Source organism: Qipengyuania sp. ASV99 (assembly GCF_047872805.1).
GTDB lineage: Bacteria > Pseudomonadota > Alphaproteobacteria > Sphingomonadales > Sphingomonadaceae > Erythrobacter.
Genome location: NZ_JBLQUK010000001.1, coordinates 321,228 through 347,455, shown reverse-complemented (window position 1 = coordinate 347,455; position 26,228 = coordinate 321,228). Strand labels below are relative to the sequence as shown.

Annotated in this window: 28 protein-coding genes and 2 tRNA genes; 20 read left to right on the top strand and 10 right to left on the bottom strand. The window is 60.0% G+C overall.

Going from position 1 to position 26,228, the window contains the following annotated elements; translation table 11 throughout:
• Positions 1 to 25 precede the first annotated feature (25 nt).
• The 13 genes from ACM64M_RS01720 to ACM64M_RS01660 all read left to right on the top strand — a co-directional run bounded on the left by ACM64M_RS01720 (position 26) and on the right by ACM64M_RS01660 (position 13,160).
• The gene (locus ACM64M_RS01720) at positions 26 to 2,176 is read left to right on the top strand and encodes a molybdopterin-containing oxidoreductase family protein (RefSeq protein WP_416226907.1); all 2,151 of its coding nucleotides are present in this window, start codon (positions 26 to 28) and stop codon (positions 2,174 to 2,176) included.
• Between the two features lie 30 nt (positions 2,177 to 2,206).
• Positions 2,207 to 3,217 carry an NADP-dependent oxidoreductase gene (locus tag ACM64M_RS01715; RefSeq protein WP_416226906.1) on the top strand — a complete coding sequence of 337 codons (1,011 nt, stop codon included), beginning with the start codon at positions 2,207 to 2,209 and terminating at the stop codon, positions 3,215 to 3,217.
• Complete coding sequence (locus ACM64M_RS01710; RefSeq protein WP_416226905.1) at positions 3,214 to 3,990, top strand: ThuA domain-containing protein; 777 nt, start codon at positions 3,214 to 3,216, stop codon at positions 3,988 to 3,990. The genes ACM64M_RS01715 and ACM64M_RS01710 overlap by 4 nt, the downstream gene beginning before the upstream one ends.
• Positions 3,987 to 4,370, top strand: coding sequence for a limonene-1,2-epoxide hydrolase family protein (locus ACM64M_RS01705; RefSeq protein WP_416226904.1), 384 nt, complete (start codon positions 3,987 to 3,989; stop codon positions 4,368 to 4,370). Before ACM64M_RS01710 ends, ACM64M_RS01705 begins: the two co-directional genes overlap by 4 nt.
• Before the next feature lie 78 nt (positions 4,371 to 4,448).
• Positions 4,449 to 5,699: a cytochrome P450 gene (locus ACM64M_RS01700; protein WP_416226903.1), complete on the top strand. Its 1,251-nt coding sequence runs from the start codon at positions 4,449 to 4,451 to the stop codon at positions 5,697 to 5,699.
• A gap of 5 nt (positions 5,700 to 5,704) precedes the next feature.
• Positions 5,705 to 6,793, top strand: a complete 1,089-nt coding sequence (locus ACM64M_RS01695; protein ID WP_416226902.1) for an acyl-CoA dehydrogenase family protein — start codon at positions 5,705 to 5,707, stop codon at positions 6,791 to 6,793.
• Between the two features lie 11 nt (positions 6,794 to 6,804).
• Entirely contained in the window at positions 6,805 to 7,230 is a 426-nt protein-coding gene (locus tag ACM64M_RS01690) for a Zn-ribbon domain-containing OB-fold protein (protein WP_416226901.1), read from the top strand.
• Entirely contained in the window at positions 7,227 to 8,399 is a 1,173-nt protein-coding gene (locus tag ACM64M_RS01685) for a thiolase family protein (RefSeq protein ID WP_416226900.1), read from the top strand. The genes ACM64M_RS01690 and ACM64M_RS01685 overlap by 4 nt, the downstream gene beginning before the upstream one ends.
• A complete protein-coding gene (locus tag ACM64M_RS01680) occupies positions 8,400 to 9,173 on the top strand; it encodes an SDR family NAD(P)-dependent oxidoreductase (RefSeq protein ID WP_416226899.1) in 774 nt (257 codons plus the stop codon).
• 10 nt (positions 9,174 to 9,183) lie between these two features.
• Positions 9,184 to 9,939: a ThuA domain-containing protein gene (locus tag ACM64M_RS01675; protein ID WP_416226898.1), complete on the top strand. Its 756-nt coding sequence runs from the start codon at positions 9,184 to 9,186 to the stop codon at positions 9,937 to 9,939.
• A 12-nt stretch (positions 9,940 to 9,951) separates the two neighbouring features.
• Positions 9,952 to 11,160: an acyl-CoA dehydrogenase family protein gene (locus ACM64M_RS01670; RefSeq protein ID WP_416226897.1), complete on the top strand. Its 1,209-nt coding sequence runs from the start codon at positions 9,952 to 9,954 to the stop codon at positions 11,158 to 11,160.
• A 111-nt stretch (positions 11,161 to 11,271) separates the two neighbouring features.
• Entirely contained in the window at positions 11,272 to 12,186 is a 915-nt protein-coding gene (locus tag ACM64M_RS01665; protein ID WP_416226896.1) for an SDR family oxidoreductase, read from the top strand.
• Positions 12,187 to 12,224: 38 nt separating this feature from the next.
• Entirely contained in the window at positions 12,225 to 13,160 is a 936-nt protein-coding gene (locus tag ACM64M_RS01660; protein WP_416226895.1) for an SDR family NAD(P)-dependent oxidoreductase, read from the top strand.
• 226 nt (positions 13,161 to 13,386) lie between these two features.
• Here the strand turns inward: ACM64M_RS01660 and ACM64M_RS01655 are convergent, their stop codons facing one another.
• Positions 13,387 to 15,021 (bottom strand): AMP-binding protein, encoded by a 1,635-nt coding sequence (locus ACM64M_RS01655; RefSeq protein WP_416226894.1) that lies wholly within the window; start codon positions 15,019 to 15,021, stop codon positions 13,387 to 13,389.
• 133 nt (positions 15,022 to 15,154) lie between these two features.
• Here ACM64M_RS01655 and ACM64M_RS01650 point away from each other — a divergent pair, with 133 nt between their 5' ends.
• Positions 15,155 to 15,964 carry a helix-turn-helix transcriptional regulator gene (locus ACM64M_RS01650; RefSeq protein ID WP_416226893.1) on the top strand — a complete coding sequence of 270 codons (810 nt, stop codon included), beginning with the start codon at positions 15,155 to 15,157 and terminating at the stop codon, positions 15,962 to 15,964.
• 34 nt (positions 15,965 to 15,998) lie between these two features.
• Here the strand turns inward: ACM64M_RS01650 and ACM64M_RS01645 are convergent, their stop codons facing one another.
• Positions 15,999 to 16,532: a VOC family protein gene (locus tag ACM64M_RS01645; protein WP_416226892.1), complete on the bottom strand. Its 534-nt coding sequence runs from the start codon at positions 16,530 to 16,532 to the stop codon at positions 15,999 to 16,001.
• A gap of 100 nt (positions 16,533 to 16,632) precedes the next feature.
• Here ACM64M_RS01645 and ACM64M_RS01640 point away from each other — a divergent pair, with 100 nt between their 5' ends.
• From ACM64M_RS01640 to ACM64M_RS01630, 3 genes are read left to right on the top strand one after another with little or no spacing between them, the layout of a single operon-like run.
• On the top strand, positions 16,633 to 18,057 hold the full coding sequence (locus ACM64M_RS01640; protein WP_416226891.1) for an aromatic ring-hydroxylating oxygenase subunit alpha: 1,425 nt from the start codon (positions 16,633 to 16,635) through the stop codon (positions 18,055 to 18,057).
• A gap of 8 nt (positions 18,058 to 18,065) precedes the next feature.
• Complete coding sequence (locus ACM64M_RS01635) at positions 18,066 to 18,821, top strand: SDR family NAD(P)-dependent oxidoreductase (RefSeq protein ID WP_416226890.1); 756 nt, start codon at positions 18,066 to 18,068, stop codon at positions 18,819 to 18,821.
• Between the two features lie 10 nt (positions 18,822 to 18,831).
• Positions 18,832 to 19,629 (top strand): sugar phosphate isomerase/epimerase family protein, encoded by a 798-nt coding sequence (locus ACM64M_RS01630; RefSeq protein ID WP_416226889.1) that lies wholly within the window; start codon positions 18,832 to 18,834, stop codon positions 19,627 to 19,629.
• Positions 19,630 to 19,662: 33 nt separating this feature from the next.
• Here ACM64M_RS01630 and ACM64M_RS01625 read toward each other — a convergent pair whose 3' ends face one another.
• Both ACM64M_RS01625 and ACM64M_RS01620 read right to left on the bottom strand, forming a co-directional pair.
• A complete protein-coding gene (locus ACM64M_RS01625) occupies positions 19,663 to 20,274 on the bottom strand; it encodes an LON peptidase substrate-binding domain-containing protein (protein ID WP_416226888.1) in 612 nt (203 codons plus the stop codon).
• A 12-nt stretch (positions 20,275 to 20,286) separates the two neighbouring features.
• Positions 20,287 to 21,216 carry a tetratricopeptide repeat protein gene (locus ACM64M_RS01620; protein WP_416226887.1) on the bottom strand — a complete coding sequence of 310 codons (930 nt, stop codon included), beginning with the start codon at positions 21,214 to 21,216 and terminating at the stop codon, positions 20,287 to 20,289.
• A gap of 240 nt (positions 21,217 to 21,456) precedes the next feature.
• Here ACM64M_RS01620 and ACM64M_RS01615 point away from each other — a divergent pair.
• Positions 21,457 to 21,531: transfer RNA gene (locus ACM64M_RS01615), tRNA-Gly, on the top strand.
• Positions 21,532 to 21,615: 84 nt separating this feature from the next.
• On the opposite strand, the gene ACM64M_RS01610 is transcribed toward ACM64M_RS01615, so the two are convergent.
• From ACM64M_RS01610 to ACM64M_RS01585, 6 genes are all read right to left on the bottom strand, one after another.
• A complete protein-coding gene (locus tag ACM64M_RS01610; RefSeq protein WP_416226886.1) occupies positions 21,616 to 22,002 on the bottom strand; it encodes a nuclear transport factor 2 family protein in 387 nt (128 codons plus the stop codon).
• Positions 22,003 to 22,020: 18 nt separating this feature from the next.
• Positions 22,021 to 22,251 (bottom strand): biotin/lipoyl-containing protein, encoded by a 231-nt coding sequence (locus ACM64M_RS01605; protein WP_416226885.1) that lies wholly within the window; start codon positions 22,249 to 22,251, stop codon positions 22,021 to 22,023.
• Positions 22,252 to 23,238 carry an alpha-ketoacid dehydrogenase subunit beta gene (locus ACM64M_RS01600; protein ID WP_416226884.1) on the bottom strand — a complete coding sequence of 329 codons (987 nt, stop codon included), beginning with the start codon at positions 23,236 to 23,238 and terminating at the stop codon, positions 22,252 to 22,254.
• On the bottom strand, positions 23,238 to 24,218 hold the full coding sequence (locus ACM64M_RS01595; RefSeq protein WP_416226883.1) for a thiamine pyrophosphate-dependent dehydrogenase E1 component subunit alpha: 981 nt from the start codon (positions 24,216 to 24,218) through the stop codon (positions 23,238 to 23,240). The genes ACM64M_RS01600 and ACM64M_RS01595 overlap by 1 nt, the downstream gene beginning before the upstream one ends.
• 47 nt (positions 24,219 to 24,265) lie before the next feature.
• Positions 24,266 to 25,030, bottom strand: coding sequence for an SDR family NAD(P)-dependent oxidoreductase (locus tag ACM64M_RS01590; RefSeq protein WP_416226882.1), 765 nt, complete (start codon positions 25,028 to 25,030; stop codon positions 24,266 to 24,268).
• A gap of 137 nt (positions 25,031 to 25,167) precedes the next feature.
• A tRNA-Thr gene (locus ACM64M_RS01585) sits at positions 25,168 to 25,242 on the bottom strand.
• Between the two features lie 90 nt (positions 25,243 to 25,332).
• On the opposite strand from ACM64M_RS01585, the gene ACM64M_RS01580 reads away from it, so the two are divergent.
• Together ACM64M_RS01580 and gpmA are read left to right on the top strand one after the other, a co-directional pair.
• On the top strand, positions 25,333 to 25,479 hold the full coding sequence (locus tag ACM64M_RS01580) for a hypothetical protein (RefSeq protein WP_416226881.1): 147 nt from the start codon (positions 25,333 to 25,335) through the stop codon (positions 25,477 to 25,479).
• Positions 25,480 to 25,540: 61 nt separating this feature from the next.
• Entirely contained in the window at positions 25,541 to 26,227 is a 687-nt protein-coding gene (gene gpmA / locus ACM64M_RS01575) for a 2,3-diphosphoglycerate-dependent phosphoglycerate mutase (RefSeq protein ID WP_416226880.1), read from the top strand.
• The last annotated feature ends 1 nt before the right edge of the window (position 26,228 follow it).

The following is a 26,228-nucleotide window of genomic DNA, read 5'->3' as shown; positions in this document are numbered from 1 at the left end:
TATCGTTCAATCGAGGAGATTTGTGATGGGCGTAGAGACTCACAAGACGTTTTGCCGGTTTTGCCATGCCAATTGCGCGATGCTGGTCGATGTTGAGGATACCGAAAGCGGGCGCAAGGTGATCGAAGTGCGCGGCGATCCCGATGACCCGGAATATGGCGGCTACACCTGTATGAAAGGGCGCGAGCTGCCCGATTCGCACAATGCCGAACATCGGCTCCATCACAGCCTCGTGCGCGGCGAGGATGGGGATTTCCGCGAAACGCCAATGCCCGATGCGCTGGCGCATGTCGCGGATGAATTGCGCCGGATCATCGACCAATATGGCCCCCATTCGGTTGCGGTGTTCATGGGCTCGGGCGGCTTTCAGAACAGCGCTGCAATGGCTGCCTCGCTCAGCTTTGCGCAAGCCGTCGGCACGCGCAATTTCTACACTTCAGTGACGTTGGACCAGCCCGCAAAGGTGTTCACCACCATGCGCTATGGCAAATGGATGGCCGGACCCAACACGTTCAGCGAAAGCGATGTGGCGATGTTCATCGGCAACAATCCGATCGTTTCGCATTATGCCCCGGTCGGCGGGGTGCCGCCGTTCAGCCCTTCACGCCGCATCCGCGACCGTCAGGCGGAGGGACTCAAACTGATCGTCGCTGACCCACGGATGAGCGATGTGGCGCGGCTGGCCGACATTTATTTGCCGGTAAAGCCGGGTGAAGACCCCGCGCTGCTCGCCGGGATGCTGCATGTGATCATCGAAGAAGGGCTGTATGATCGCAATTTCGTGTCGGCCCATGTCGACGGGTTTGACGAACTCGCCGCCGCGGTGAAAGTGATGACGCCCGAAGTCGCTGCAGAACGCGCCGGGGTGGAGGCCGATCAGTTGATCGCCGCCGCGCGGATGTTCGCTGGCGGGTCAAAAGGCTGCGCGGTCACCGGCACCGGCCCAGAAATGGCGGGCAACGGGACATTGACCGAATATCTGGTGTGTTGCCTCAACACGATTTGCGCGCGCTTCAAACAGGAAGGCGAAAAGGCCGCGATTCCCGGTGTCTTCACCACCCCGCAGGGCCCGCGCCGCGCTCAGGTCGCGCCGCCGGTTCCGATGTTCGGGGCAGATGGCATGCCCAAATCGCGGTTCAGGGGCCTTGGCCATCTGGGCTGGGAAATGCCCTGCAACGTTCTGGCTGACGAGATTCTGACCCCCGGCGACGGGCAAGTGCGCGCGCTGATTTCGGTTGGCGGCAATCCAGTGGTCGGTTTCCCCGATCAGGCGAAGATGGTCCGCGCGCTCGATGACCTCGACCTGTTTGTGCAGATCGACCCATGGATGAGCGCGAGTGCCAAGCGCGCGACCGTGGTGCTCGCCCCGTCGCAATGTCTTGAGCGCGAGGACATCACCAACCTGTCCGAATGGTGGCACGAAACCCCCTATGCCCGCTATGTCGAAGCGGTTGCGACCCCACCGGGCGACGTGATCGACGAATATGAGATGTTCTGGACACTCGCCAAGCATTTGGGGATCACGATGCAATTGGCGGGCGGACCGCTGCCCACTGACCGCAAACCGACCAAGGAAGAATTCCTTGATCTGATGGTCGCCGGGTCGCTGGTGAAGCCCAGCCGGGTGCGGCGCGATGCGCAGGCCAATGGCGGCGCGGCGGTCGTTTACGCTGACCTGCATCCTGATGTTGAACCTGTGGAGGAGGACGAATTTCACCGTTTTGACCTTGCCGCAGGCGCGATGCCTGATGAAATCCTGCGCTATGCCCAGAACATGCCCAGCCGCGAAGGATATGAATTCAAACTCATCAGCCGCCGGTCAAAGACTCGGTTCAATTCGATCGGTCATCCGCTGAAGAAATTGCAGGCCAAGACCACCACCAATCCGGCCTATATCCACCCGGATGACATTGCGGCACTGGGATTGGAAGAAGGCGGAATTGTCGAGATCACCAGCCCGCACGCCACAATTCACGGCGTTGTCAAGGCGAGCGACAAGGTGCGCCGGGGGCTGGTCTCGATGGCGCATGCTTACGGCGACGCGGACGCTTCGAAAGAGGACGTGCGCGAGCGCGGTTCTTCGACCAACCGGTTGACCAGCGAAGTGGTCGATTTCGATCCGATCACCGGGCAAAGCCTGCAAAGCGCAATCCCCGTGAAGCTGGTGGCGGCTTGAATTGCAAAATCCATAGCCGAAGGAAATTTGATGCCTGACAACCGCCGCTTCCTGCTCCAGCGTCGCCCCGATGGCGAGCCTGTGCGCGAGGATTTCGAGATCATCACAGAGGCGACGCCGGAGCTTGCCGAGGGCCAGTTCCTGATCCGCAACCATTACGCCTCGCTCGATCCGGCGATGCGCGGATGGATGGATGCGACAGGCAATTACATGCCGCCGATCCCGCTGGGCGATCCAGTGCGCGCCAGCACGATTGGCGTGGTCGAGGAAAGCCGTGCTGATGGCTTTGCGCCGGGGCAATGGGTGATGGGGCTCAACGCATTGGAGGATTACTCGATCAGCGCCGTCGGCGGGTTCACTCAGCCGATTGACGCATCGCTGGTGCCGAGTGTGACCAATTACCTGTCGATCTTCGGTGCAGTGGGCATGACCGCCTATTTCGGGTTTCTCGAAGTGTGCGAACCAAAGGCTGGCGAGACGGTGCTGGTCACCGGCGCGGCAGGCGCGGTCGGCAGCCTGGTCGGGCAATTGGCCAAGATCCATGGCTGCCGCGCGGTCGGGATCGCCGGCGGCCCGGAAAAATGTGCCCGGCTGACCGGCAAATACGGCTTCGATGCCGCGATCGACTATCGCGGCAAGGATGAGGCCGCACTGACCGCCGCGATTGCCGAAGCCTGCCCCGACGGCGTGGATGTCATCTTTGAGAATGTCGGCGGGATTATCCTCGATGCGGGGCTGATGAACCTCAACCTGCATTCGCGCGTCGGGCTGTGCGGTCTCATCAGCGAATACAACACCGAGCCGCGCGGCATCCGCAATCTGTGGCAGTTGATCGTCAAGCGCGCGCATATTCGCGGGCTGTTGGTGGCCGATTACGTCCCCCGCTTTGGCGAGGGCGCGCAGGCAATGGGAGTGTGGGCGGCGCAGGGGCAGCTGACCATTGACGAACATGTGGACGAGGGGCTGGAAAATGCCTTCGACAGTTTCATGCGCCTGTTCGCCGGAACCAATGACGGCAAGATGATCCTCAAGATCGCATGAGCCGCTCGCTTCTCGTCCTGTCCGGCGGGCATGCCTATGAACGCGAACCCTTTGCCGAATTGCTCGCCAGCGTGAGCGATTGGGACATCACGCATCTGATGCATCCCAAAGCCGAGGATGCGGTGGCAGGCGGCGCGGCGCGCGATGCCGATGCGGTGCTGTTTTATGACATGGGCGGGTACACATTTGCCGATAATTGGGTGACGTCGCGCCCACCTTCCGCTGCGTTCCGGCGGGCGATCATCGAAAGGTTTGCCAGCGGACGCGGCGCAGTGGCGATGCATCACGCGCTGGCCGGCTGGGCGGATTGGCCCGAATGGCACGAAATGCTGGGCGGACGGTTTCTCTACACCCCCGGCCAGGTGCGCGGCGAAGCGATGCTCGATTCCGGCTATCGCCACGATGTCCAATACACCGCGCAGGTCGCGGCCGATCACCCCGTTACTGCCGGTTTGCCCGGCCAGTTTCCGGTCTGCGACGAGTTGTATCTGGCTGAAATATTCGAAGCCGAAGTCGAACCGCTGATCCGGTCAGACTATGCCTTCACCCGCGACAATTTCTATTCCGCCGCGCTGGGCATATCGGGCACGCTCTATTCGAATGTGGGCTGGAACCATCCTCCGGCAAGCAATCTGGTCGCGTGGCACAAGACGGTCGGAAATGCCCCGCTGGTCTATCTGCAATTCGGCGACGCGCCGCAGACCTATGCCAATCCGCATGTGCGGCAAGCGCTTGCCAATGCGCTCAATTTCATCGCCGGAGAACAGCCATGACCCCAATGCAAACCATCGAAGCCTTCATTGCCGCTTGGGGCGAATATGATCTGGAGAAGATCTATTCCTTTATGGCCGAAGACATCGAATGGACCGATCTTCCGCTGTCCACCGTCAACGGAATCGCGCAGGTTCGCGCCAAGATGGACATGTTCCCCGGCGTCGAGGCTTGCGGGTTCGACACCCACCACATTGCCGCCAATGGCAATGTGGTGTTGACCGAAAGAACCGACTGGTTCGAAATGAAGGGCAAACGCCGGGTGATCCGGGTGATGGGCGTGTTTGAAATCAACGAAGCCGGCAAGATTGCCAAATGGCGCGACTATTTCGACAGCGCCGAATTCGTGCGCGAATTTGGCGATCTGGCGGGCCAATCCTAACACATTCGCGCATCGCATAAGGTCCTCCGCTTTCGCTAGGCTCAAAATACAAAATTCCGCCGGATGGGAGCCTCCGCCATGAACAAGCCCGAAGCGATCAAGGACACCAGCGTCTTTGCCCCCGAAACGCTGCTCGATCCGTTCGATTATTACCGCGCGATCCACGATGCCGGGATCGCAATCGAACACCTGCCGGAAATGAACACTTACGTCGTCTACAGCTATGATCTGTGCAACGAGGCGAATGGCAAGCCCGAGGTGTTCTCCAACGATTTCACCGTCCTGATGGGGGCAGAGGACGAGGAAATTCAGGAAATCCTCAAGGATGGCTGGGACAATCCGCCCACTCTCCTGACCGCCGATGCACCGGTGCACACACGCAACCGCAAGCTCGTCAATCTCGCCTTTTCCGCCCCGCGCGTGAACGCCATCGAAGCGGACATGCGCGCCAAATCCATCGAATTGATCGATGCCATGGCCAGCAAAGGCGAATGCGAGTTTGTCGAAGAGTTCGCCATCCCGCTGCCGGTGGCGATGATCGCGCAGCAGATCGGGCTCGATAATGATCCGCGCCAGGTAAAGGATTGGTCCGACGCCGCCGTCGACCGGTTTAGCCAGATGGTATCACGCGAACGTCAGCTTGAATGCGCCCGCGCCTTCATCGAATATCAGAAATACATGAAGAGCAAGATCGAGGACCGCCGCGCCAATGGCGGGGACGATTTGCTGACCGATCTGGTCGAGGCCCGCGTGGAGGGCGAAACCCCGCTGACCGACGAAGAAATCATGTCGATCATGCAGCAATTCATGGTCGCCGGTAATGAAACGACAACTTCGACGCTTGCGGGCGGTTTGCTGCAACTGATCCGCAACCCTGATCAGATGGCCAAGGCCAAGGCGGCGGCAGGGGGGCGCGATCCCAAGGTGATCGGCAATCTGGTCGAGGAAAGCCTGCGCTATGAAACGCCAACCGCGGGCATGTGGCGGATCGTCAAACAGGATACCGAGCTGGGCGGCACCGCCATCCCCGCAGGCGCGGTGGTGCAATTGCGCTACGCCGCCGCCAATCGCGATCCGAAGAAGTTCGAAAATCCCGACAAATTCGACATTGAGCGCACCAATGCCCGCGCGCATCAGGCGTTTGGCAAGGGACCGCATATGTGCGTTGGCAACATGCTCAGCCGCAAGGAAATGCTGGTCGCCTTTGACGAGCTGCTCGAACGGCTCGATGATTTTGCGGTTTCGGACGAAAGCGGGATCAAGGTGCTTCCCAATATCCTGCTGCGCGGCGTGATCCGGTTGCCGATCACGTTTTCGAAGAAAGCCTGACGCCCATGAATTTCGACCTGACCGAGGAACAGGAAATGTTCCGCAGCTCAGTAGAGCGCTTTGCTGCGCCCATTGATGTGGAGGCCAGGCGCAAGCTGCGGCTATCGCCAACAGGCTATGACCGTGACCGCTGGACCCGGCTGGCGGAGCTTGGCCTGATTGCGCTTGCTGCGCCCGAAGATGCGGGCGGCATGGGCGGATCAGTGGTTGACCTGGCATTGATTGCAGAGGCCATCGGCAAGGCCAATTCGCCCGACCCGTGGCTGGAGCATGGTGTCGTTCCGGCGCTGATGCTGTCCGCTGGCGGAGCGCAGGACATGCTCGAAAGAGTTCTCGCTGGCGAACAACTGGCTAGCCTCGCCTGGGCCGAACGGGCGCAGCGCTACAATCTGACAGCAGCGCATATGAAGGCCGAGCCATCGGCCTCCGGGTTTACGCTGAGCGGCGAAAAGACCTTCGTGATGGGCGCTTTGCTGGCGGATATGTTTATTGTGACCGCCGATCTGGGCGGCGTGACGACCTGCTTCAATGTCCCCGCCGATGCGCCCGGGGTCGACGTGCGCGCTTACCGCCTGACCGATGGCAGCATTGCAGGCGAGGTCCGGCTGACCAGAGTGGCGGTGGACACAGCCGCGCGGCTGGATCTGGACGCAGCCGCAATCACCGCGATCGTTGCCAAGGCGCGGCTGATGGCTTCGGCAGAAATGCTGGGTCTGGGTCAGCGCCTGCTCGACGATACACTCACCTATGTCAAAGAACGCCAGCAATTCGGCGTCGCCATTGGCAGTTTTCAGGCGCTCCAGCACCGGCTGGTCGAATGCTATGCGCGGATCGAGCAATGCCGTTCGATGTTGTACCGCGCGGCACTGACCGATCAGGCGGACAATGCGGCATGGCTGCGCGCCGCCGCCGGAGCCAAGGCCTTTATCGGCGAGAATGTCGATGCGGTCGCGCGCGAGGCGGTGCAGATGCATGGCGGCATGGGGATCACCGATGAATTGGCCATTGGCCACGCGATGAAGCGAGTGATGGTGCTGGGCAAGCTGTTTGGCGACACCGACAGCGCGCTTTCAGAATATTCGTTAGCGGCCTGAGGAGGGCTGAAATGGGACTGAAAATCGATCCGGAGTTGTGGAGCGACGGGCCAGAGCCGCATCTGATGGGCGGCAGGCTGCCATCGGGCGAAGTGGTTTTCCCGATGCCGCAAGGCGATGCGGCGAAGGAGGTTGAGCCTTACAAACTGGCGCGCACCGGCACGCTGTGGTCATGGACCTCGCAGGACTTTCTGCCCAAACAGCCCTATGAAGGCCCCGGTTCCGGTCCCGGCGAAGGCCCTCCAGACTTTGAACCCTTCCTGCTGGGCTATGTCGAATTGCCCGGCGAAGTGATCGTCGAAAGCCGGATCGTCGATGCACGGCTCGAAGACCTGTCGCTCAACATGCCGGTCGAATTTTGCATCGTCCCCTTCAACGCGGCGCATGACACTTACGCATTCCGCCCCATTACCCCATCCAAGGATCAGGCCGCATGAGCGAGAATGTCTATATTATCGGCGCCGGGATCCATCCCTTTGGCCGGACCGAAGAACGCTCGGGCCGCGAACAGGGTGTGTTTGCCGTGCGTCAGGCGATGGCGGATGCGGGGCTGGAATGGACCGACATCGAATGCGCCTATGGCGGATCGGCGGCGGCGGGCAGCGCGGACATCATGGTCAACGAGCTTGGTCTGACCAGCCTGCCTTTCACCAATGTCGCCAATGGCTGCGCCACAGGGGGCAGCGCGCTCGCCGCCGCGCAGCAAGCCATAGCCAGCGGGATGTATGACCTTGCGCTGGCGGTGGGTTTTGACAAGCATCCGCGCGGGGCCTTCAACGCCAAGCCATCGGATTACGGCCTGCCTGAATGGTATGGCCAGACCGGCATGATGCTGACCACGCAATTCTTTGCGCTCAAGATTCAGCGCTATATGCAGCTTTACGGGATCAGCCGGGAAACGCTGGGCCGGGTCGCGGAAAAGGCGTTTATCAACGGCGCGGTGACCCCGCATGCATGGCGGCGCAGCGAAATTGATCTCGAAACGATCATGAACGCGCCAATGATCAATGATCCGCTGACAAAATATATGTTCTGCGCCCCTGCCGAAGGAGGGGTTGCGCTGATCCTAGCGAGCGAGAAAAAGGCACGCGAGCTAGGCGCGCTTGGCAACAATGGCTCGGTCAGGATCGCCAGCATCGCGGTCAAGACCCGCCCGCCTGACAGTTTCGAAGTGTTCCAGCCCGGCGTCAGCATCAAGGAAGGCGGCAAGCCCACCGTGCTTGCCTCCAGAGCCGCATTTGAACGCGCCGGGATCGGCCCCGACGATATCGACGTCGCGCAATTGCAGGATACCGAAAGCGGTGCGGAAGTGATGCACATGGCTGAAAATGGCTTTTGCCAGGACGGCGATCAGGAAGAATGGCTCGCCAATGGCTGGTCACGGCGCGGTGGCAAGCTGCCGATCAACACCGATGGCGGCTGCCTCGCCTGCGGGGAACCGATTGGCGCATCGGGCCTGCGGCAGGTCTATGAAAACGTCGAACAATTGCGCGGCCGTGCGGGCGCACGGCAGGTGCCCGGAAAAGACGGCAAGGGGCCAAAGACCGGCTACAGCCATGTTTACGGCGCGCCCGGCCTTTCCGCAGTCGCCATTCTGGAGCGTTAGATGGCTGGAAAGATGCAGGGCAAGGTCGCGCTTGTCACGGGCGGTGCCGAAGGGATCGGAGCCGCGATCGGCAGAATGATCGTGGCCGAGGGCGGCAAGGTCATGCTGTGCGACGTGCAGATCGACAAGGCCCGCGCGCTGGCCGGGGAACTGGGCGATAACGCCGACGCGTTTGAACTGGACGTGCGCGACCTTGACCATTGGCACCTGGCGGTAAAGGCGGTGCAGACGCGCTTTGGCAAGTTGACCGTGCTGTGCAATGTCGCGGGCATATCTGAACCGGGCAATGTCGTTGACGTTGACCTTGATAGCTGGCGGCGCACGATCGACATCAATCTCGAAGGACCGTTTTACGGAATGCGCGCCGCCATCCCCGCGATGGAGGCCAGCTCAGAACCCTGCGCCATCGTCAACATCGGGTCGATGATCGCAATCCGTGCCGCAGCCTTTGTCGCCGCCTACAGCGCGTCAAAGGCCGGATTGCAGGGCCTGACCCGCAGCGTTGCGCTCGACTGCGCCGAACGCGGGCTTCCGATCCGCGCCAATATGGTCCATCCCGGTGCTATCCGCACGCCAATGTATGACCGCTACAAATATTCCGGTGCCGACACGCCGGAGAATATCGAGACCAGTTTTGCCGCCACCCATCCGATGAACCGCATCGGTGAACCCCACGAAGTCGCCAAAGCAGCCGTGTTCCTTGCCAGCGATGAAGCAAGTTTCACCACCGGCTGCGATTTCACCGTCGATGGCGGCGGCAGCATCAGAAGTTAGGACGCCGATAATGAGCAACCAACCCGCAACCCGCATTGACGCCCATTTCATCGCGGCGGGCAAATATCACGATATCGATTACCCTCGGCTCGAAGTGCTCAAACTGTTGGCAGAGCATCCGCATATCCGCACCACCGTCGCGGCGGATTATTCGGGGCTGGAGCGGCTCGATCAGTGCCGTTTCCTCATCACCTACACCTGCGATCTGATGCCAAGTGTGCAGCAGGCGGCGCAGCTGCGCGCATGGCTGGAGAAGGGCGGCAAGTGGCTGGCGCTGCACGGCACCAACTCGATCCTCGTGTTCACCGCAGAGGGGCTGGTCGATACGCCGGAGGATCGCCCCGATGTGTTCGGCATGCTCGGCACGCAGTTCAAGGCGCATCCCCCCATCGGCCCCTTCACCGTTGAAGTGGTCAACAAGGATCACGAATTGACGCACGGGATCGAGGATTTCGACGTGGTCGACGAGCTTTACCTCTCGGCCACGACAGCCGAAATCGACACGCTGATGCAGACCACGTTTGAAGGCGAAGCCACCGGCTTTGTCGCAGGCACGTGGGAAAAAACCGCCGTGCCAATCCTTTACACACGTGACATTGGCAAGGGGCGCGTGGTTTACAACACGCTGGGCCATTGCCGGGGCCATTACGATCTGCCGGGAATGCAGGATTTCTATCCGCACAAGGAAATGTGCGCGTGGAATTACGATGTGTATTACGACATGCTTCGCCGCTCGATTGGCTGGGCTCAGAGAGACGGCGAATAAGGGACGCACGCCATGGATATGACCTTTTCCCCCGAAGACCTCGCCTTCAGAGAAGAAGTGCGCAAATTCTTGTGCGAAAAGCTGCCAGACCGGTTGAAAGATGGCGCGCGGCGCACGCCCGGCGTGTTTGTCGAACCCGACATCGGGATGGAATGGCACCGCATCCTGTTTGAACAAGGCTGGGTCGCGCCCCATTGGCCCAAGGAAGACGGCGGCACGGGTTGGACCCCGACGCAGAAATTCATCTTTGAAAAGGAATGCGCGCTGGCCGGCGCACCCGCGCTGGCGATCCTTGGCTTGCGGCTGGTCGGGCCGGTGATCTGCGCATTCGGCACGCCCGAACAAAAGGCGCGGTTCCTGCCCCGCATCCTGTCTGGCGAAGATTACTGGTGTCAGGGTTATTCCGAACCGGGCAGCGGGTCGGACCTTGCCTCGCTCAAAACCTCGGCGCGGCTCGAGGGCACCGATTATGTCGTCAACGGATCGAAAATCTGGACCACCCATGCGCATCACGCCAACTGGATTTTCGCGCTGGTGCGCACCGATGCGAGTGTGAAGAAACAGGCGGGGATCACTTTCCTGCTGTTGCCGATGGATCAGCCGGGGATCGAGGTGACACCGATCCATTCGATGTCGGGCGATCATGAGGTCAACGCGGTGTTCTTCACCGATGCCCGCACTCGGGCGGAAAACCGCATCGGCGACGAAGGCGCAGGCTGGTCGATCGCCAAATTCCTGCTGGAAAATGAGCGCGGCGGGTCGTGCTTTGCCCCGCGCCTGTTGCAAAGCATCGACCGGCTGGCTGAGCTGGCTGAAACCCAGCCTTCGGGCGTGAACGGCGCGATTGCCCACGATCCGCGCTTCCGCGACCGGCTTTCCCGCGCCCGGCTCGAAGCCGAAGCGCTGGAGTTTACCGAATTGCGGATCCTTGCCGAACTGGCGAAAGGCCGCGCGCCGGGCCCGCAAACCTCGCTGGTCAAATTGCTGGGCGCCAATATCGGGCAAGAAGTTGATACGCTGCGGCTTGAACTGCTGGGCCATGATGCGCTGCAATTGCCGTTGGAGCGTCCGCTTTACGGCAATGAAGCGCCCGAACCCGTCGGCAGTGAATATGCGCAGACCGCGATGGGCCGATATCTCAACAACCGCGCCTCAACCATTTTTGGCGGGTCGGATGAAGTGCAGAAGAACATAATTGCAAAGACCGTGCTGGGTCTGTGATTGGTCGTCATTGCGAGGAGCCGGAGGCTCCGCGGCAATCCAGTGCGCCAGGCGGGCGGCGTTGGATTGCTTCGCTTCGCTCGCAATGACGAGAACCTAGAGGAAACTAAAATGGACATTTCAAAGCTCATGTTCCGCGACGGCCTGATGCAGGGCGAACGCATCCTTGTCACCGGCGGCGGCACTGGCTTGGGGCGCGAAATGGCCGAAGGCTTCCTGAAACTGGGCGCAGAGGTTTACATCTGCGGTCGGCGGCAGAACAAACTGGATGAAACCGCTGCCGAATTGATGGGCCTTCACGCCCAAACTTCAGGGGGCAAAGTCGTCGCCCATGCCTGCGACATCCGTGATGCTGACGCGATCCATGCCATGATCGACGCAATCTGGGCCGACGGCGGTGCGCTGACCGGCGTGGTCAACAATGCGGCGGGCAATTTCATCAGCCGGACCGAAGATCTGTCGGTCAATGGATTCAACGCGATTGCCGACATCGTGATGCGCGGCACTTTCTATGTGACGCTCGACGTGGGCAAAAGGTTGATAGCGGAGAAGAAACGCGCCAGCTTCCTCTCGATCCTCACCACCTGGGTATGGTCGGGCAGCGCGTTTGTCGTCCCCTCTGCCATGTCCAAGACCGCGATCAACGCCATGACGCAAAGCCTGGCGACCGAATGGGGCCGCTATGGCCTGCGGTTTAACGCAATTGCGCCCGGACTTTTCCCGACCAAGGGGATGAGCGCGCGGCTGAACCCCGGCGGGTCGGGCGGCAATTCGAACAATTCGATGAACCCAATGGGCCGCGCAGGCGAAATGCACGAACTCGCCAATCTCGCGGTGTTCCTGATGGGACCGGGGGCGGAATATGTGAACGGTCAGACGATCGCGATCGATGGCGCAGGCTTTCAGGCGACCGGCGGCACATTCTACCCCATGCTCCACGCGCTGGGCGATGCCGAATGGGACCAGATGCGGGCGATGATCAAGGGCACAAACGAAAAAGACAAAGCCGACCGCGCGACGAGCTAAATGCCTGAAACGGGGCCAACATTCTGGGGGTGAGGACAATGGCGCTGAACGATTTTGCGGGGAAAATCGCTGTCATCACCGGCGGTGGGACAGGAATGGGACGCGAGCTGGCGCTGGCCTTGGCGGCGGAGGGCTGTTCCGTTGCGATGTGCGATGTGTCAGCGGCCAACATGGCAGAGACGGAGCGCCTTTGCCGCGCCGCCGCGCCGCAAGGCACCATGGTGCATTGCACGCGCGCCGATGTCTCGATCGAAGCGGAGATGAATGCATGGGCCGATGAAGTGCGAACCGCGTTTGATACCGACAAGATCCATCTTTTGTTCAACAATGCCGGGATCGCCGGTGGCGGCAGTTTTGTTGCGGGCGAGCGCGCGGCGTGGGAGCGGACGTTCAATATCTGCTTTTACGGGGTCATCCACGGCGTGCGCGCATTTCTGCCGCTGCTGAAAAACGCGGATGCGGGCCACATCGTCAACACGTCGAGCGTCAATGGCTTCTGGGCAACGCTGGGTCCGCAGCGTCCGCACACTGCCTATTCGGCGGCGAAATTCGCGGTGAAAGGTTTTACCGAGGCGCTGATCGTCGATCTGGCGAACAACGCGCCGCACATCACCTGCTCGGTTGTTATGCCCGGCCATATCGGCACCGACATTGCGGGCAATTCGATGCGCATACAGGGCGGGGTCGAAAAGGAGCTCAAATTCATTCTGGAATCGCAAGGTGTCGATCCGGCAAGTTTGAGCGAGGATCAGATCATCGAACTCGCCAATTCGGGCTTTCGCGATAACGCGCCCATGTCCTCAGCCGAGGCGGCAAAGGTGATATTGGACGGAGTGCAGGCCGGACAATGGCGCATACTGGTTGGCAAGGATGCCGAAGCGCTCGACCAAGCGGTCCGCGAACGTCCGGAACAGGCCTACACTCAGAGTTTCATGGATGAGTTGAAGGCCAGCGGCCATTTTCAAACCATTTAGGGCGGTTTCCTACACCGAGGCGGGGTGATACCACGGCATCCGCTCTTTCTCATCGTCAGCTGCGCTAGGAACGCGAAGGCGCTCTGCCAAAACGCATTTTTGTTGGACAAGTGTCAACCGGTGCCCGCACCGGTAAAATCAATAATTTCCGATGTTTACACCAAATCTCCCGGTTGACACCATGGCCGATGTGTCAACCGTATTGTCAATATAATACACTGCCTCACTAACCCGCCGCGCCATCCGCCGCACCATCCGCCAGAGCCTGCGCGGTCTTGTAATCGGGTTTGCCATTGTTGAGCCTCAGCGACTGATCTGTGAAGACATAGAGGCGCGGAATTTTATAGCCTGCCAGTGCGGCGCGGGCATGGGTGTCGAGCGCGTCTTTTGCCGCGTCGCCCTGCACCACTGCCACCACCTTTCGCCCGAACCGCGGATCGGGCAGGCTGACCACCCGCGCATCCTTGACGCCGGGATGATCGAGCAAGACCGCCTCAACCTCCTCGGGAAACACTTTTTCGCCGCCAGTGTTGATGCACATATTGTCGCGGCCGATGAATTCCATGCTGCCGTCGGGTGCCCAGCGCGCGCGGTCGCCGGTCATCAACCAGCGCTTGCCGCCAATTTCCGGAAAGGTCGCCGCGTTCTTTGCGTCCTCACCCAGATAGCCCAGCGGCAGCGGCCCGGTGCGCGCGACGATGCCCACGCCTTCGTGACCCTTGGGAATCTCTTGGAGATTTTCGTCGAACAGTTTGGTCTCGCGACCCGGCAAAGGCTGAAACTTGCCGCCTCCGGTGGAGCCTTGCGCCGTAGTGATGACGACGCCCGTGCCCGAGCTTTCCGACGATCCCAGCGCGTCAATCACCACCAGCGCAGAATTGTGCGCGATCAACCGCTTTTTGAGGTGCTCGGAAAACACCGCACCCGAAGAGATCACCGAACGAAGGCTGGCCAAGACCTCCTCGCCATCCCCGCGCGCGTCCAGCCGGTCGGCCAGCGGCAAGGCAAAAGCGTCGCCGACGATAAAGACGCCGCGCGCGCCGATCCGCTTGATTTCATCAAGCGCCAGATCAGCGTCAAACTTGTCCGCCGGAAGCAGCGCCAGCGTGCCGCCTTTCAGCAGATGGATCACGCCGGTGAATTGCCCCGCTCCGTGCATCAAAGGCGATAGCAGCAGCATGGGAGAGGCGCTCGCCGGATGATCGGGGCCGATTTTCGCGGCTTCCTCTGCCTGCGCCTCCAGCGAGGTTGCGACGAACGGTGGCTCGCCAAACCCGCGCTGCCAGACCGAAATGCTGAAGGCTTGCCAGGCCTCTTCCATTGGCCACATCACCGCCTTGGGCATGCCGGTGGTGCCGCCGGTTGCGGTGAGGAACAAGGCGCGGCGGTCATCATGGACCGCGAAATCGGCGGGCAGTTCGTGGTTGCACAGCGCTTTCCACTCGGCGCCCTCGACATCAATGGTGAGCGTTCCCTCGGCCATTGCCCGTGCCCCGGCATCCACAAAGTCGCTGTGGGTGAACAGAGCTTTCAGCCCGAACCGGGCGAAGATGTCGGCAAGTTCGCGGTTCCGGTAATGGTAATTGACATTGACCGGCACCACTCCCGCCTTGATGCACCCGAAATAGGCGAGCAGATAATCGGGAGTGTTGCGCAGCATCTGTCCGGCAATGTCACCCGGTCTCAACCCGCGCGAGAGCAGACCCGCGGCAATGGCGTCGCTTTGTGCGTCAAGCTCGGCCCAAGTGACAACGCGCGCACCGTGGATCAATGCGGGCCGGTCAGATTCGATTCGCTGCGCCAGCGCTTTCAATGCTGCGCCGAAATTTTCGCCCCGCCAAGCCTCGATTTGCGTCGCCATGATCATTTTCTCCGCCAATATGCCCGCCTAGCCAGCCGAAACCCCCGATGCCCCTGCGTAAAGTATGAGGTGAATCTCACAAAATAGGGTAGTCTTGTGACAAACAATAATCAGGAGAGGAGTGAGCCCTACAATGGCCGCCAATGTCGTCGAACTTCGCACGCCCAACGGAACCGAAAATCTTGAGCAATTGCTCGACCAGGTCACGATACGATGTCCTGAGGATATTCATGATGCCGCCGTCAACCTTGCGCGGATAGCCCAGGAACGCGGAATGCAGATCGCGGTTTGTGACGACATTTCCTCCAAAGAACCGATGATCGATGCCGATGGCACGATTCTCAACGCGGATATTTTCCGCTGGCTCGATGATGGCGCGCGGTGGTGGGAAGATCACCGTCTGGCGCTGCATTCGCCGCTGCCGCGCGCATGCCGTTATGAAAGCGAGCCGTTCTGGGTGAACCGCCACGGGTTCAACCTCAAATGGCCCAATTCCTATCTCGATGAGCTTGACCTTGGCGATTTTGAAAAGCGTTCACTGTGCAAGGCCGCAATCGTGATCCCCGTGCATCTGCCGTTTGGTCAGATTTCGGCCAGCAGTTTGATCAGTATGGACCGGGACCGGGAAGATTTGAGCGAGGAATTTGCGAAATATGGCTCGCTGTTTGCGCAGCTCGTTCGCAGGTTCGTCGCCGGTTATGTGCAATCGATCCGGACCAAACGGCGCATCCCGTCAGACTGCGTTCTGTCAAAACGCGAGGTTGAATGTCTGCGCTGGGCGGCGATTGGCAAGACTGACAAGGAGATCAGCATGATCCTTGATCGCAGCCACGCCACCATCCGTTATCACATCCACCGCGCGGGTGAGAAACTGGACAGTGTGAACCGCGCACAGACGATCTTCAAAGCGGGACAATTGGGGTATCTGGGCGCAAGCTCCTAATGCCGCATAGGCGCAGCCGCTGCGAAAACTGGCGCTAACCCAGTTTCCGCAGCGGCTCGCTGCCGTCCCATCCCGCGCCAGCTGCCTTGATCATGGCGAACAGGCCGGGGCCGCCTTCGCCTTGCTGGAGTATTTCCACCAGGCTGCCCGGCCCTTGCCCTGGATCGACATAGATCACGCGGCTGTCGCCCAGCGATCCTTCGATCACGATCTCTGCGTTTTGTTCAGCGCAAGTGCGGTATGCTGCCTCGATATCGTCCACCAGAATGCAGACATGGTGCAGCCCCTCCACCGCACCATATTCGCCGGAATAGATCGACGGGTGGCTGTCGCGCGGGCGAATCAGCTCAATCTGAATATCGCCCCAGTACGCCAGCGCAAGGTCGAACGCGGCATCGGTCGGTTCGCCCTTGTATTTCATCCCTTCAAGATGGATGCCTTCCATCAGGAAAAACGGCCCAACGCCCATTGTTTGGGTCCAGTGCTTCACCGCAGCGTCAAAGTCATCCGGGACAAAGGCAAGCTGCATCACCTCACCAAGGGCTGAAATACCGTTATTGAGCGCCATGATCCTCTCCAATCCGCTAGGGTGACCCGGCGGCAAACCTGTGTGATATTCTCAGCTACGAACACTGCGTAAAATGCGAGTAACGGGAACGAGGCCGCAGATGAACGAGATCAAGACCATGACACAAGACGGCCGGTGCCCCGGCATCAGCTACACCGATATGCTGAACGGGGACACGCGCACGCCGCCCGATTACCTGTTTGAAGAAAGCACGATCGACATGGGCAATGAGCCACTGTCGGTTGAACCTTATATCAGTGAAGAATTCGCCGCACTCGAACGCGAGAAAATGTGGCCGAATGTGTGGCTGTTTGCTGCACGTGAGGATGAAATGCCCGATCCCGGCGACACCGTGGTGTTCGAGATTGCCGGTAAGAGCTTTCTGCTGATCCGGCAGAAGGATGGCTCGGTTCGCGGATTCTACAACGCCTGCCTCCACCGCGGGCGCAAGCTGCGCACCGAATGCGGGCCCTCGGTACAATTGCGCTGCCCATTCCATGGCTTCACTTGGCGCAATGATGGCGGTCTGAAGGAAATTCCGTCCGAATGGGATTTCGAGCATCTAAAAGACAAGAACATGAACCTGCCCGAAGCCCGGATCGAGCTGTGGCAGGGTTTCGTCATGCTGACCGAAAACCACGATCTGCCTGATTTCAAATCTTGGTTGGGTCCGGCTGCTTCGCATTACGAACGCTATGATTTCGAGAATCGCTACACCGGCATGTGGGTGCAGAAACGCATCCCGGCCAATTGGAAAGCCACCGCAGAGGCGTTCATGGAGGCATGGCATTCAATCGTCACGCATCCTCAATTGCTGCCGTTTCTGGGCGACGCCAACACGCGTTACGATCTGATTGGCGATCATTTCAACCGGGCGATCACCCCTTCCGGGGTTCTCAGCCCGCATATGAAGGGCAAGGATTCGAACTATGTCTTGAGCAAGATGAACGAATTTTCCGGCGGCGCGGATGCGGACACCAATCGCCGCTTTGCCGCGGGTGACAATCCGGGCGACTTTGATGCTGCTGATCCGCTGGGCGCGCGCAAAGTGCTGGCCGAAGCAGGGCGCAAAGGCTTTGCTGAACAATATGGCTATGATTATTCGGAAGCCTCGGACAGCGAGATTCTGGACAATTTTACTTACAATATCTTCCCCAACTTTGCCCCGTGGATTGGATTCCTGCCGACCCTCGTCTATCGCTGGCTGCCCGATGAGACGCCCGATTCCTGCGTCATGGAAATCCGATTGCTGTTCCCCACACCCAAAGGCGAAAAACGCCCGCGCGCGGTTGAGAAGACCTTTATTCCCGATGATGAACCGTTTGCCTGGGCCGCGAATATAATGGGGCCGCAGCTCGCCAATGTGTTCGATCAGGACATGGCCAATTTGCCACATGTCCAGACCGGCATGAAGTCGATGAAGGACGGTCTGATGGAACTTGGTTCGTATCAGGACAGCCGGGTGCGCCATTTCCAGACGACATTGAAGAAATATATCGACGGCGAACTTCCCGCCGCTACTTAGCTGCCGTCATGACCCTTTCTGTCGATCTTTCGGGGCGCACCGCGCTCATTACCGGCGCGTCCTCCGGCTTGGGGGCGCGTTTTGGGCGCATCCTTGCCGCGAATGGAGCGCGCGTGGCGCTCGGCGCGCGGCGTAAGGACCGGCTGGATGCATTGGCGCAGGAAATTGGCGACAATGCCTCCGCGATCACCATGGACGTAGCGCGGGAGGCTGACATCATTGCCGGCTTCGACGCTGCCGAAGCGGCATTTGACAGACCAGTCGACACTGTGATTGCCAATGCCGGGATCGACGGCGCGGGCATGATCACCGCCATGTCGGAAGAGGACATCGAACACACACTGGCAATCAATCTCAAGGGCGCAATGCTGACCGCGCGTGAGGGGGCCAAGCGGATGATGACGCAGGGGGTGACCAAGGGACGAATAGTAATGGTCGCCTCGATCACTGCGTTCGAACCCTCTCCCGGCCTTGTCGCCTATGCCGCAAGCAAGGCAGGCGTTGTGCAGGCGGCACGCAGCATGGCACGCGAATGGGCGCGCGCAGGCATCTGCGTCAACACCATCTCCCCCGGATATATCCGCACCGCCATCAACGACGCGTGGTTCGATACCGAACCGGGTAGGAAACAGATCGCGCGCTTCCCCAAACGGCGATTGATGGGAGAAGAAGGGCTCGACGGCCCGCTGCTGTTCCTATGTTCTGATGCGGCGGAGTTTGTCACGGGCAGCAATTTCGTGCTCGATGATGGGCAGACACTGTGAGGTATCGGCAGTGAACCGCCGCCAAATCTCTCTCGCCGCGGGGATTTTGCCAGAGGCAACCCCGGCGCAGCTCATCGAAGCCGCAGCAGCGAGCGATTTCGATTTTGGCGGGATGTGGGCCGAGCGGGAGACCTGGACACCTGCGACCACCCGCGTGATTCGCAAACAAGCGCAAGAAGCGGGCGTAGAATTGCTCGATCTCGAAGTCGCATGGATCATGCCAGGCGCAAGCGATCCGTGGCTAGTTGAATTGGTTGACATCGCCGCTGAGCTCGGCGCGCGCAATCTGCTCTGCGTTTCCAGCGACCCGGACCTTGCTGCCACAACCGCCAAGTTTCAAGCCATGGTTGACCGGGCTGAAGGCACCGGCGTGCGCATCAATCTTGAGTTTGGCATGTTCACCGAGGTCAAGACGATCCACATGGCCCGCGCTATTCTCGAAGCTGTAGAGGGTGAGGCAAAGGCGCTGCTGATCGATACGCTCCACTGGGCACGCTCGGGCGGGACGGCAGAGGATCTCGCGGCGATCCCGCGCACATGGCTGAGTTACTGCCAGCCCTGCGATGCGCCTATGGATGGGCCTGACCTTACCAATTTCGACGCCATAATCGACGACGCGATCAACCGCCGGATGCCCTTGGGGAAAGGCGGACTGCCGCTCGCCGCGATGGTCGATGCGCTGCCGGACACCTTGCCGATGGCGGTCGAGGAGCGCTCTGCTGTGTTGCGCGATGCCTTCCCCGACCTCAACGAACGCGCCCGCGAAGTCGCCCGCACCAGCCGAGCATGGCTGGATGCACGAGGTTGACGGTTTCGAGCGTCTCGCCAAAGCAGCCAAGAATTATTGCAGCGTCATGATCTCTTCGCTGCCGTCGCTGCGGCCAAAGAACTGCATCAGCTGAACCAAGAGCTCGCACCGGGCGGTCAGAGTGTGCGCTTCAAGCAAAGCCTGTTTTGATGCCGGATCAAATGGAGCAATTTGAGAAACGCCATTGATCAGCGACTGGTCATCCAGCCGTGCCACCGAATCCCAATCGACGCTGTAACCCTGCGCATCGGCAAATTCGCGTGCCTCGCGTTCGAAACCGCCGCGCTGCGCATGGCTAAGCACTTCAGTGTTATCATCCTCGATCAATTCTCCTTCGACCTGCCGGAAAGCGGTGGTGACGTCGAGTTCTTGCAGCAGGCGGAAACGCGATCGGCCCTCAAGGATCAAATTGTAACGGCCGTCCTCCATCGCCTCAATCTCGCCAATTCGGCCAACGCAGCCAATTGTGTATAGCGGTGAGCCCTCAACCGGGCGCTGCGGCTGGATCATCGCAATCTGGCGGTCGCGCGCCAGTGCATCGCTGACCAATGCGCGGTAGCGCGGCTCAAAGATATGCAGCGGCAATTGCAGGCCGGGAAACAGCACGGCACCGGGTAGCGGAAATATCGACAGGCGAGTGGGCATCAGGGCTGCGTCCTAACCGAACAGGATCTTTGACAGGCGGCGGCGAACAGCGATCACCCATTCATCCTCTAGCCCGGTGGCCTCAAAAATCTGGACCAGCTTCGCCCGCGCCGCGCCCTCATTCCAGCCTCGGTCGGCGGCGACCATGGCAAGCAAGACATCCGCCGCCTCGTCACGCGATGCGGCGGCAAAGGCAGCTTCAGCAAAGGCCATCTGGGCCTCCATGTCTTCGGGATTGGCGCTGGCCGTGTCGCGCAATTGCGAAAGCTCCCCATCATCGACCCGGTTTGCGGCGAGGTCGAGCGCGCTTCTGGCAGCGGCAATGGCCGGGTCGCTGGCCAATCTCGGGTCGGCGTCGATCGCAGCCATCACCTGGCGGGCTTCATCGGGCTGGCCCAGCGCAATGAGTGCGCGAACAAGCCCAGCATGAGCCGGGGCGTTCTCGCTCGCAAATTCAGTAACCTGCGCAAAAATGCCAGCCGCGCGCTGGGCATCGCCGCCCGCCAACGCATCCTCGCCCATTTTGACGAATTGCGCGATTTCTTCTGCCGTCGGGCCTTGCGGCGCGCCCCCATCCAGCGCCCCAGGCTGAACGGGCAATTGTGCCAGCAACTGGTCGAGAACTTCTTTCAGCTGGCTTTCGGTTCGCGCGTTGGTCAGGTCGGCGACGGGCTGCCCCTGAAACATGGCATAGACCGTAGGTATGGATCGCACCTGAAACTGACCGGCGATGAATTTTTCCTCATCGACGTTGATCTTGGCCAGAATGACGCCCTTGTCTGCATATTCTGCCGCAATCTTCTCAAGCGTCGGGGTAAGCGCCTTGCACGGCCCGCACCATTCTGCCCAGAAATCGAGGATGACGAGTTTGGTCTGCGAGGGGTCGACAACGTCCTTGCGAAATCGCTCCACTGCTTTTTGCTCTTCGAGATTAAGACCCATGCTGGCCAAGGAAACGCTCCTGCTGCTGATTGCGATTGCACCGCGTGATTGCGATGTAAGCCCCTATGTGGGGCACCTTGAGCTATTGTGAACCTTGGCGCGAGTGCTGACTAGACGATGCTAAGGCTTCGCGCGAAAAAGAGCACGAATTTTACACTTGCAGGGTGCTCACCCCCCTGCTAATCGCCCGCCTCTCCAGCAGCGATGCGCGGCTTTCGCCATCCTGCAAGACGTCATTGAGCGGGCGTAGCTCAGGGGTAGAGCACAACCTTGCCAAGGTTGGGGTCGGGCGTTCGAATCGCCTCGCCCGCTCCAGTATTTTCAGGAAGCAGTTGAATTTTGCAGGCCCGGCGAGGTGTGCAATCAGCTGGGGGTGTCCAGCGATGCCGAGCCCCTGTGTCAGGCTTTCGCCGCCACCTCGGCTGCGTCGAAGTAATGGATGCGCAGTTCCTTCAGCAAGCCGTCCTCAAAACTCCCGCATTCATTGACAGTCTGGCTGAAAGTTTCACCGGTTCGCTTTGACGTCATGGTTAGTGTTAGAACCGTCACAGCATGCGTTGTCCCGCCGGCTATGTCGTGAATATCGACCTTGGCCTCGGCCCAGGTGCCGTACATCGCCATGGCGCAGCGTTGCAGCGCGTCACGGCCGCGCCATTCACCGCCAAACGGCAGGCATTCTGCCTCGTAAAGCACGAAATCGGGGTGGAGCAGGCTTTCGACCTTATCCCAGTCGCGCGCGCCCGCCGCCGCATAGACCGCCGACAATAGCTCGCGCGGAGTTGCCATCGGACTACGAGGCCCCCATCATTCTATCGTCCCGATGACGTCGCCGACCTTATAGCGCGCGCCCTCTTCGCCGGTGGGGCGAATCACGCCGCTCTCTTGCGCCTCAATCTCGACCGTCGTCTTGTCGGTTTCGGCGGTGTATATTATGTCCCCTTTGGCGACCTGTTCGCCGTCACCGAACATCCATTCGGCCAGCGTCACTTCGGTCGCGCTCATGCCCAGTTTGGGGATGCGGATTTCAGCAGCCATTTACGCCTTCCCCACCGATGCCTTGATCTGCTCGACAATCTCTGACTTGTTCGGGATCCATGCCTGCTCAAGGTGGCTGGCAAACGGCACGGCGGAAAACGTGCCGCCAATCCGGCGCACCGGCCCTTTGAGATTGTCCCAGCATTTTTCCTGAATGTTCGCGGCAATCTCAGCCCCTGTTCCGAATGGCCGAACCGCCTCATGCAGGGTCAACGCGCGGCCCGTCTTGCGCACCGAAGCCAGCACAGTCGCCTCATCATAAGGGGCGATGGTGCGCAGGTCGATCACCTCGACGCTGACGCCTTCCTTATCCATTTCGCCCGCCACTTCGAGCGCGTCGAGCACAGTGCGGCCATAGGTGATAAGGCTAATGTCACTGCCTTCGCGCGCAACTGCCGCCTTGCCGAGCGGGACGCGATAACCTGGGCCGGGATCTTCCGCTTTGAGGCCGTAACACAGGATGTTCTCGATAAAGATAACCGGGTCATTGGCATCGATGGCAGCGCGCATCAGCCCGCGCGCGTCAGCAGGGTTGCTGGGCGTGACGACGTGAATGCCTGCGACATGAGCAAACCACGCTTCGAGCATGTCCGAATGCTGGCCGCCAAAGCCCACGCCAACGCCGGTTGTAGTGCGGATCACGATTGGACACGGGGTCTGCCCGCCCGACATAAACCGCAGCTTGGCAGCATGATTGACGATCTGATCCATGCACACACCGACGAAATTCATCAGCATGATCTCGGCAATCGGTCGCTGGCCAGCAAGCGCCGCACCCACTGCCGCGCCAATGATTGCAGTTTCGGAGATTGGTGTCGCGCGGATGCGGTTCTCGCCATATTTCTCCGTCAGGCCAGAGGTAACCTTGAACACCCCGCCCCCCTGCTTGGCCGAGACATCTTCACCGAGGCAGAATACGCCGTCATCTTCGGCCATTGCCTCGTCAATTGCGAGGTTCAGCGCCTGCGTCATGGTAATCTCGGCCATCAGGAGACCTCCTCCAGCACATCCTTGTAGATTTCATCGGTATCCGGCAGCGGCGCATCGAGTGCATGCCGAACCGCGGCGTCGATTTCGGCGTCGATTTCGGCCACGATCTTGTCCAGTTCTTCTTCGGTAAATTGCCGTTCAAGCATTACTGCGCGCAGTTTGGGCAGCGGGTCTTCGGCCTGCATTTCGGCAATGTGTTCTTGCGGCATATAGGAGAAGTCGGAACCGAAGAAGTGCCCCATCATGCGGTAACACATGGCTTCGACCAGCACCGGGCCCTTGCCGGAACGGGCGTGCTCCACAGCATCGACCATTGCAGGATAGACCTGGTTCACATCATTGCCGTCAACTTTGACCCCCTTCATCCCGTAGCCCGCAGCACGGCTTGAGATGTCAAGGCTGTCAGTGTGGTCGGCATAGGCGGTGTGTTCGCCGTAACGATTATTCTGGCACAGAAAGATCACCGGCAACTTGTACAGCTGGGCCATATTCATCGCTTCGTGAAAACCACCGATATTGGCCGCGCCGTCGCCAAAGCTGACCAGCGTTACTCGGCCATCCCCGTTGTTCTGGCTCGCCATGGCAAGTCCGTTGGCGATCGGCAGGCCAGATCCGACCACCCCGGTCGTCACCATGATCCCGGTTTCCGGGTCGGTGATATGCATGGTGCCGCCCTTGCCCTTGCAGGTGCCGGTTGCCTTGCCAAGGCATTCACCCCACCATTTCTCGATCGGAATGCCCTTGGCAGTCTGTTCTCCCTGCCCGCGATAGGTGCAGACGACGTAATCCTCTTTTTCAAGCGCCGCCATCGCCGCTGCCGACACCAGTTCCTGCCCGCGCACACAGTAATACATTACGGCGACTTTGCCCTGCATCAACAATGCTCGGAATTTCTCGTCCGTTCGGTTCACCTTCATGGTGCGCGTGTAAATATCGAGCAGCTTGTCGCGGTCGATCTCTTTGGCAATTTCAGCCATGGGAAAGGGCCTTCCTTTGAGGGGTCTGAATTGAAATTAATTGCAACTTAGAACTGCACCCTTTGCGTGAACCCGCCGTCGACCACGATGTTGGAACCGGTCATATAGGGCACTGCGGGGCTGGCGGTGAAGACGATAGCCTTGGCCACTTCGCCGTCGTTGCCGAACCGGCCCATCGGCATTTTTGCCAGCGTTGCCTCGAACAATTCCGGCATGACGCCTTCTATCACTTCCCAATTACCGCCCGGATAGTAGATCGCACCGGGCGAAACGGTGTTCACGCGAATGCCCTGCGAGGCAAGCGCCTGGCTAAGCTGCGAACCGTAAGTGATCAGCGCCGCCTTCATGGCGTTGAAGGCTTGCGGCGCGATGAAGGTTTCAAGCGCGGCGGTTGAACTCATGAACACAATCGAACCGCTGTCTGACTTTGCGAGATGCGGGGTCAGTGCCTCGACACCGTTGACTGCGCCCATGATGTCAAAATCGAGCGTTGCCTGCCAATCGCCGGTACCGCCGGTGCCAGAGGTCGAGGCAGTGTGGATGAAAATGTCGCATCCGCCCAGCTCGCCAGCGGCTTTTTCCAGCCAGGCTTTATAAGCATCCCCGCCAGAGGCCATGTCGAACACTTCGGCAAACACCTTGCCATCGCCCTCGGCATCAATGGCCGCTTTTGCGGCTTCGATCTTGTCTTCCTTGCGGCTGAAGAACGCGACGTCGGCGCCTTCGGCGGCGAACAATTTGAGCGAAGCGAGGCCGAGCCCATGCGCGCCGCCGTTCATGATGACTTTCTTGCCCTTAAGTCCCAGATCCATCTTCCGCTCTCCCAGCTGGTTGTGTGCTGGCACAGGGATAGCCGAGCAAGCAGTGCAGGCGTATCGTCAAAAGTGTGGGGAGTTGGCACCTTGGCTAGGCATCTGGTGCGGTCGGGCGATAAATCAGCCACTATGAATGGTGCCACGAGAGAGAATTGAACTCTCGGCCTCGTCATTACCAATGACGCGCTCTACCACTGAGCTACCGCGGCGCCGGATCAAGACGCGCGCCTATCGATGGGCGCGCGGGCAATGTCAAGCCAAGCTTGAACGATTGCCTGCATAGCGGCAAGGCGTTTCGCATGAGTGAAGAGACAGGCAAGAATATGTCGCGCGAAGAGCGATTGGCGGCGAAACTGCGCGAAAACCTGCGACGGCGAAAAGCGCAATCGCGCGAATTGGGCGATTCGCAGCCGACGAAGCTTTCCAAACCGGACGAGCCCAGCTAACCCGCTGCGCTTCTGATGTCTTGCGCAGGGCTCACCGCGCTGCCCGCGTTTCGGAGTAACGATGCCAAAGCTTATTCTTGTTCGCCACGGCCAGAGCCAGTGGAACCTCGAAAACCGCTTTACCGGCTGGTGGGATGTGGACCTGACCGATAAAGGCGTTGCAGAAGCCAAGGCCGCGGGCGTGCTGATGGCGGAAAAGAGCGTCGTACCAACGGTCTGCTTCACCAGTGTTCAAACCCGTGCGATCAAGACGCTCAATCTGGCGCTCGAAGAAATGAACCGCCTGTGGCTGCCGGTGACTAAGGATTGGCGCCTGAATGAGCGGCATTATGGCGGCCTTACCGGGCTCAACAAACAGGAAACCCGCGACCGGCATGGGGATGAGCAGGTGCACATCTGGCGGCGCAGTTTTGACGTGCCTCCGCCCCCAATGGAACCCGGCAGCCCATTCGATCCCGGTGCCGACCCGCGTTACAAGGGCATTGCGGTTCCCAATACCGAAAGCCTGAAACTGACGATTGAGCGCGTGTTGCCCTATTGGCAAAGCGACATCCTCCCGGTGCTGGCCAGCGGCGAGACCGTGATCATCTCTGCACACGGCAATTCGCTGCGCGCGTTGGTCAAACATCTTTCGCAAATCTCGGATGCGGACATCACGGGTCTGGAGATTCCCACAGGGCAACCAATCATCTATGACTTTGACAATGCTATGGTGCCGGGTGAACGGTATTTTTTGAAAGACGCGTGAG

Bases quoted from the DNA above. Each gene is read 5' to 3' on its own strand.
- ACM64M_RS01720 (WP_416226907.1), top strand. From the start codon at position 26: ATGGGCGTAGAGACTCACAAGACGTTTTGCCGGTTTTGCCATGCCAAT.
- ACM64M_RS01715 (WP_416226906.1), top strand. From the start codon at position 2,207: ATGCCTGACAACCGCCGCTTCCTGCTCCAGCGTCGCCCCGATGGCGAG.
- ACM64M_RS01710 (WP_416226905.1), top strand. From the start codon at position 3,214: ATGAGCCGCTCGCTTCTCGTCCTGTCCGGCGGGCATGCCTATGAACGC.
- ACM64M_RS01705 (WP_416226904.1), top strand. From the start codon at position 3,987: ATGACCCCAATGCAAACCATCGAAGCCTTCATTGCCGCTTGGGGCGAA.
- ACM64M_RS01700 (WP_416226903.1), top strand. From the start codon at position 4,449: ATGAACAAGCCCGAAGCGATCAAGGACACCAGCGTCTTTGCCCCCGAA.
- ACM64M_RS01695 (WP_416226902.1), top strand. From the start codon at position 5,705: ATGAATTTCGACCTGACCGAGGAACAGGAAATGTTCCGCAGCTCAGTA.
- ACM64M_RS01690 (WP_416226901.1), top strand. From the start codon at position 6,805: ATGGGACTGAAAATCGATCCGGAGTTGTGGAGCGACGGGCCAGAGCCG.
- ACM64M_RS01685 (WP_416226900.1), top strand. From the start codon at position 7,227: ATGAGCGAGAATGTCTATATTATCGGCGCCGGGATCCATCCCTTTGGC.
- ACM64M_RS01680 (WP_416226899.1), top strand. From the start codon at position 8,400: ATGGCTGGAAAGATGCAGGGCAAGGTCGCGCTTGTCACGGGCGGTGCC.
- ACM64M_RS01675 (WP_416226898.1), top strand. From the start codon at position 9,184: ATGAGCAACCAACCCGCAACCCGCATTGACGCCCATTTCATCGCGGCG.
- ACM64M_RS01670 (WP_416226897.1), top strand. From the start codon at position 9,952: ATGGATATGACCTTTTCCCCCGAAGACCTCGCCTTCAGAGAAGAAGTG.
- ACM64M_RS01665 (WP_416226896.1), top strand. From the start codon at position 11,272: ATGGACATTTCAAAGCTCATGTTCCGCGACGGCCTGATGCAGGGCGAA.
- ACM64M_RS01660 (WP_416226895.1), top strand. From the start codon at position 12,225: ATGGCGCTGAACGATTTTGCGGGGAAAATCGCTGTCATCACCGGCGGT.
- ACM64M_RS01655 (WP_416226894.1), bottom strand. From the start codon at position 15,021: ATGGCGACGCAAATCGAGGCTTGGCGGGGCGAAAATTTCGGCGCAGCA.
- ACM64M_RS01650 (WP_416226893.1), top strand. From the start codon at position 15,155: ATGGCCGCCAATGTCGTCGAACTTCGCACGCCCAACGGAACCGAAAAT.
- ACM64M_RS01645 (WP_416226892.1), bottom strand. From the start codon at position 16,532: ATGGCGCTCAATAACGGTATTTCAGCCCTTGGTGAGGTGATGCAGCTT.
- ACM64M_RS01640 (WP_416226891.1), top strand. From the start codon at position 16,633: ATGAACGAGATCAAGACCATGACACAAGACGGCCGGTGCCCCGGCATC.
- ACM64M_RS01635 (WP_416226890.1), top strand. From the start codon at position 18,066: ATGACCCTTTCTGTCGATCTTTCGGGGCGCACCGCGCTCATTACCGGC.
- ACM64M_RS01625 (WP_416226888.1), bottom strand. From the start codon at position 20,274: ATGCCCACTCGCCTGTCGATATTTCCGCTACCCGGTGCCGTGCTGTTT.
- ACM64M_RS01620 (WP_416226887.1), bottom strand. From the start codon at position 21,216: ATGGGTCTTAATCTCGAAGAGCAAAAAGCAGTGGAGCGATTTCGCAAG.
- ACM64M_RS01610 (WP_416226886.1), bottom strand. From the start codon at position 22,002: ATGGCAACTCCGCGCGAGCTATTGTCGGCGGTCTATGCGGCGGCGGGC.
- ACM64M_RS01605 (WP_416226885.1), bottom strand. From the start codon at position 22,251: ATGGCTGCTGAAATCCGCATCCCCAAACTGGGCATGAGCGCGACCGAA.
- ACM64M_RS01600 (WP_416226884.1), bottom strand. From the start codon at position 23,238: ATGGCCGAGATTACCATGACGCAGGCGCTGAACCTCGCAATTGACGAG.
- ACM64M_RS01595 (WP_416226883.1), bottom strand. From the start codon at position 24,218: ATGGCTGAAATTGCCAAAGAGATCGACCGCGACAAGCTGCTCGATATT.
- ACM64M_RS01590 (WP_416226882.1), bottom strand. From the start codon at position 25,030: ATGGATCTGGGACTTAAGGGCAAGAAAGTCATCATGAACGGCGGCGCG.
- ACM64M_RS01580 (WP_416226881.1), top strand. From the start codon at position 25,333: ATGAGTGAAGAGACAGGCAAGAATATGTCGCGCGAAGAGCGATTGGCG.
- gpmA (WP_416226880.1), top strand. From the start codon at position 25,541: ATGCCAAAGCTTATTCTTGTTCGCCACGGCCAGAGCCAGTGGAACCTC.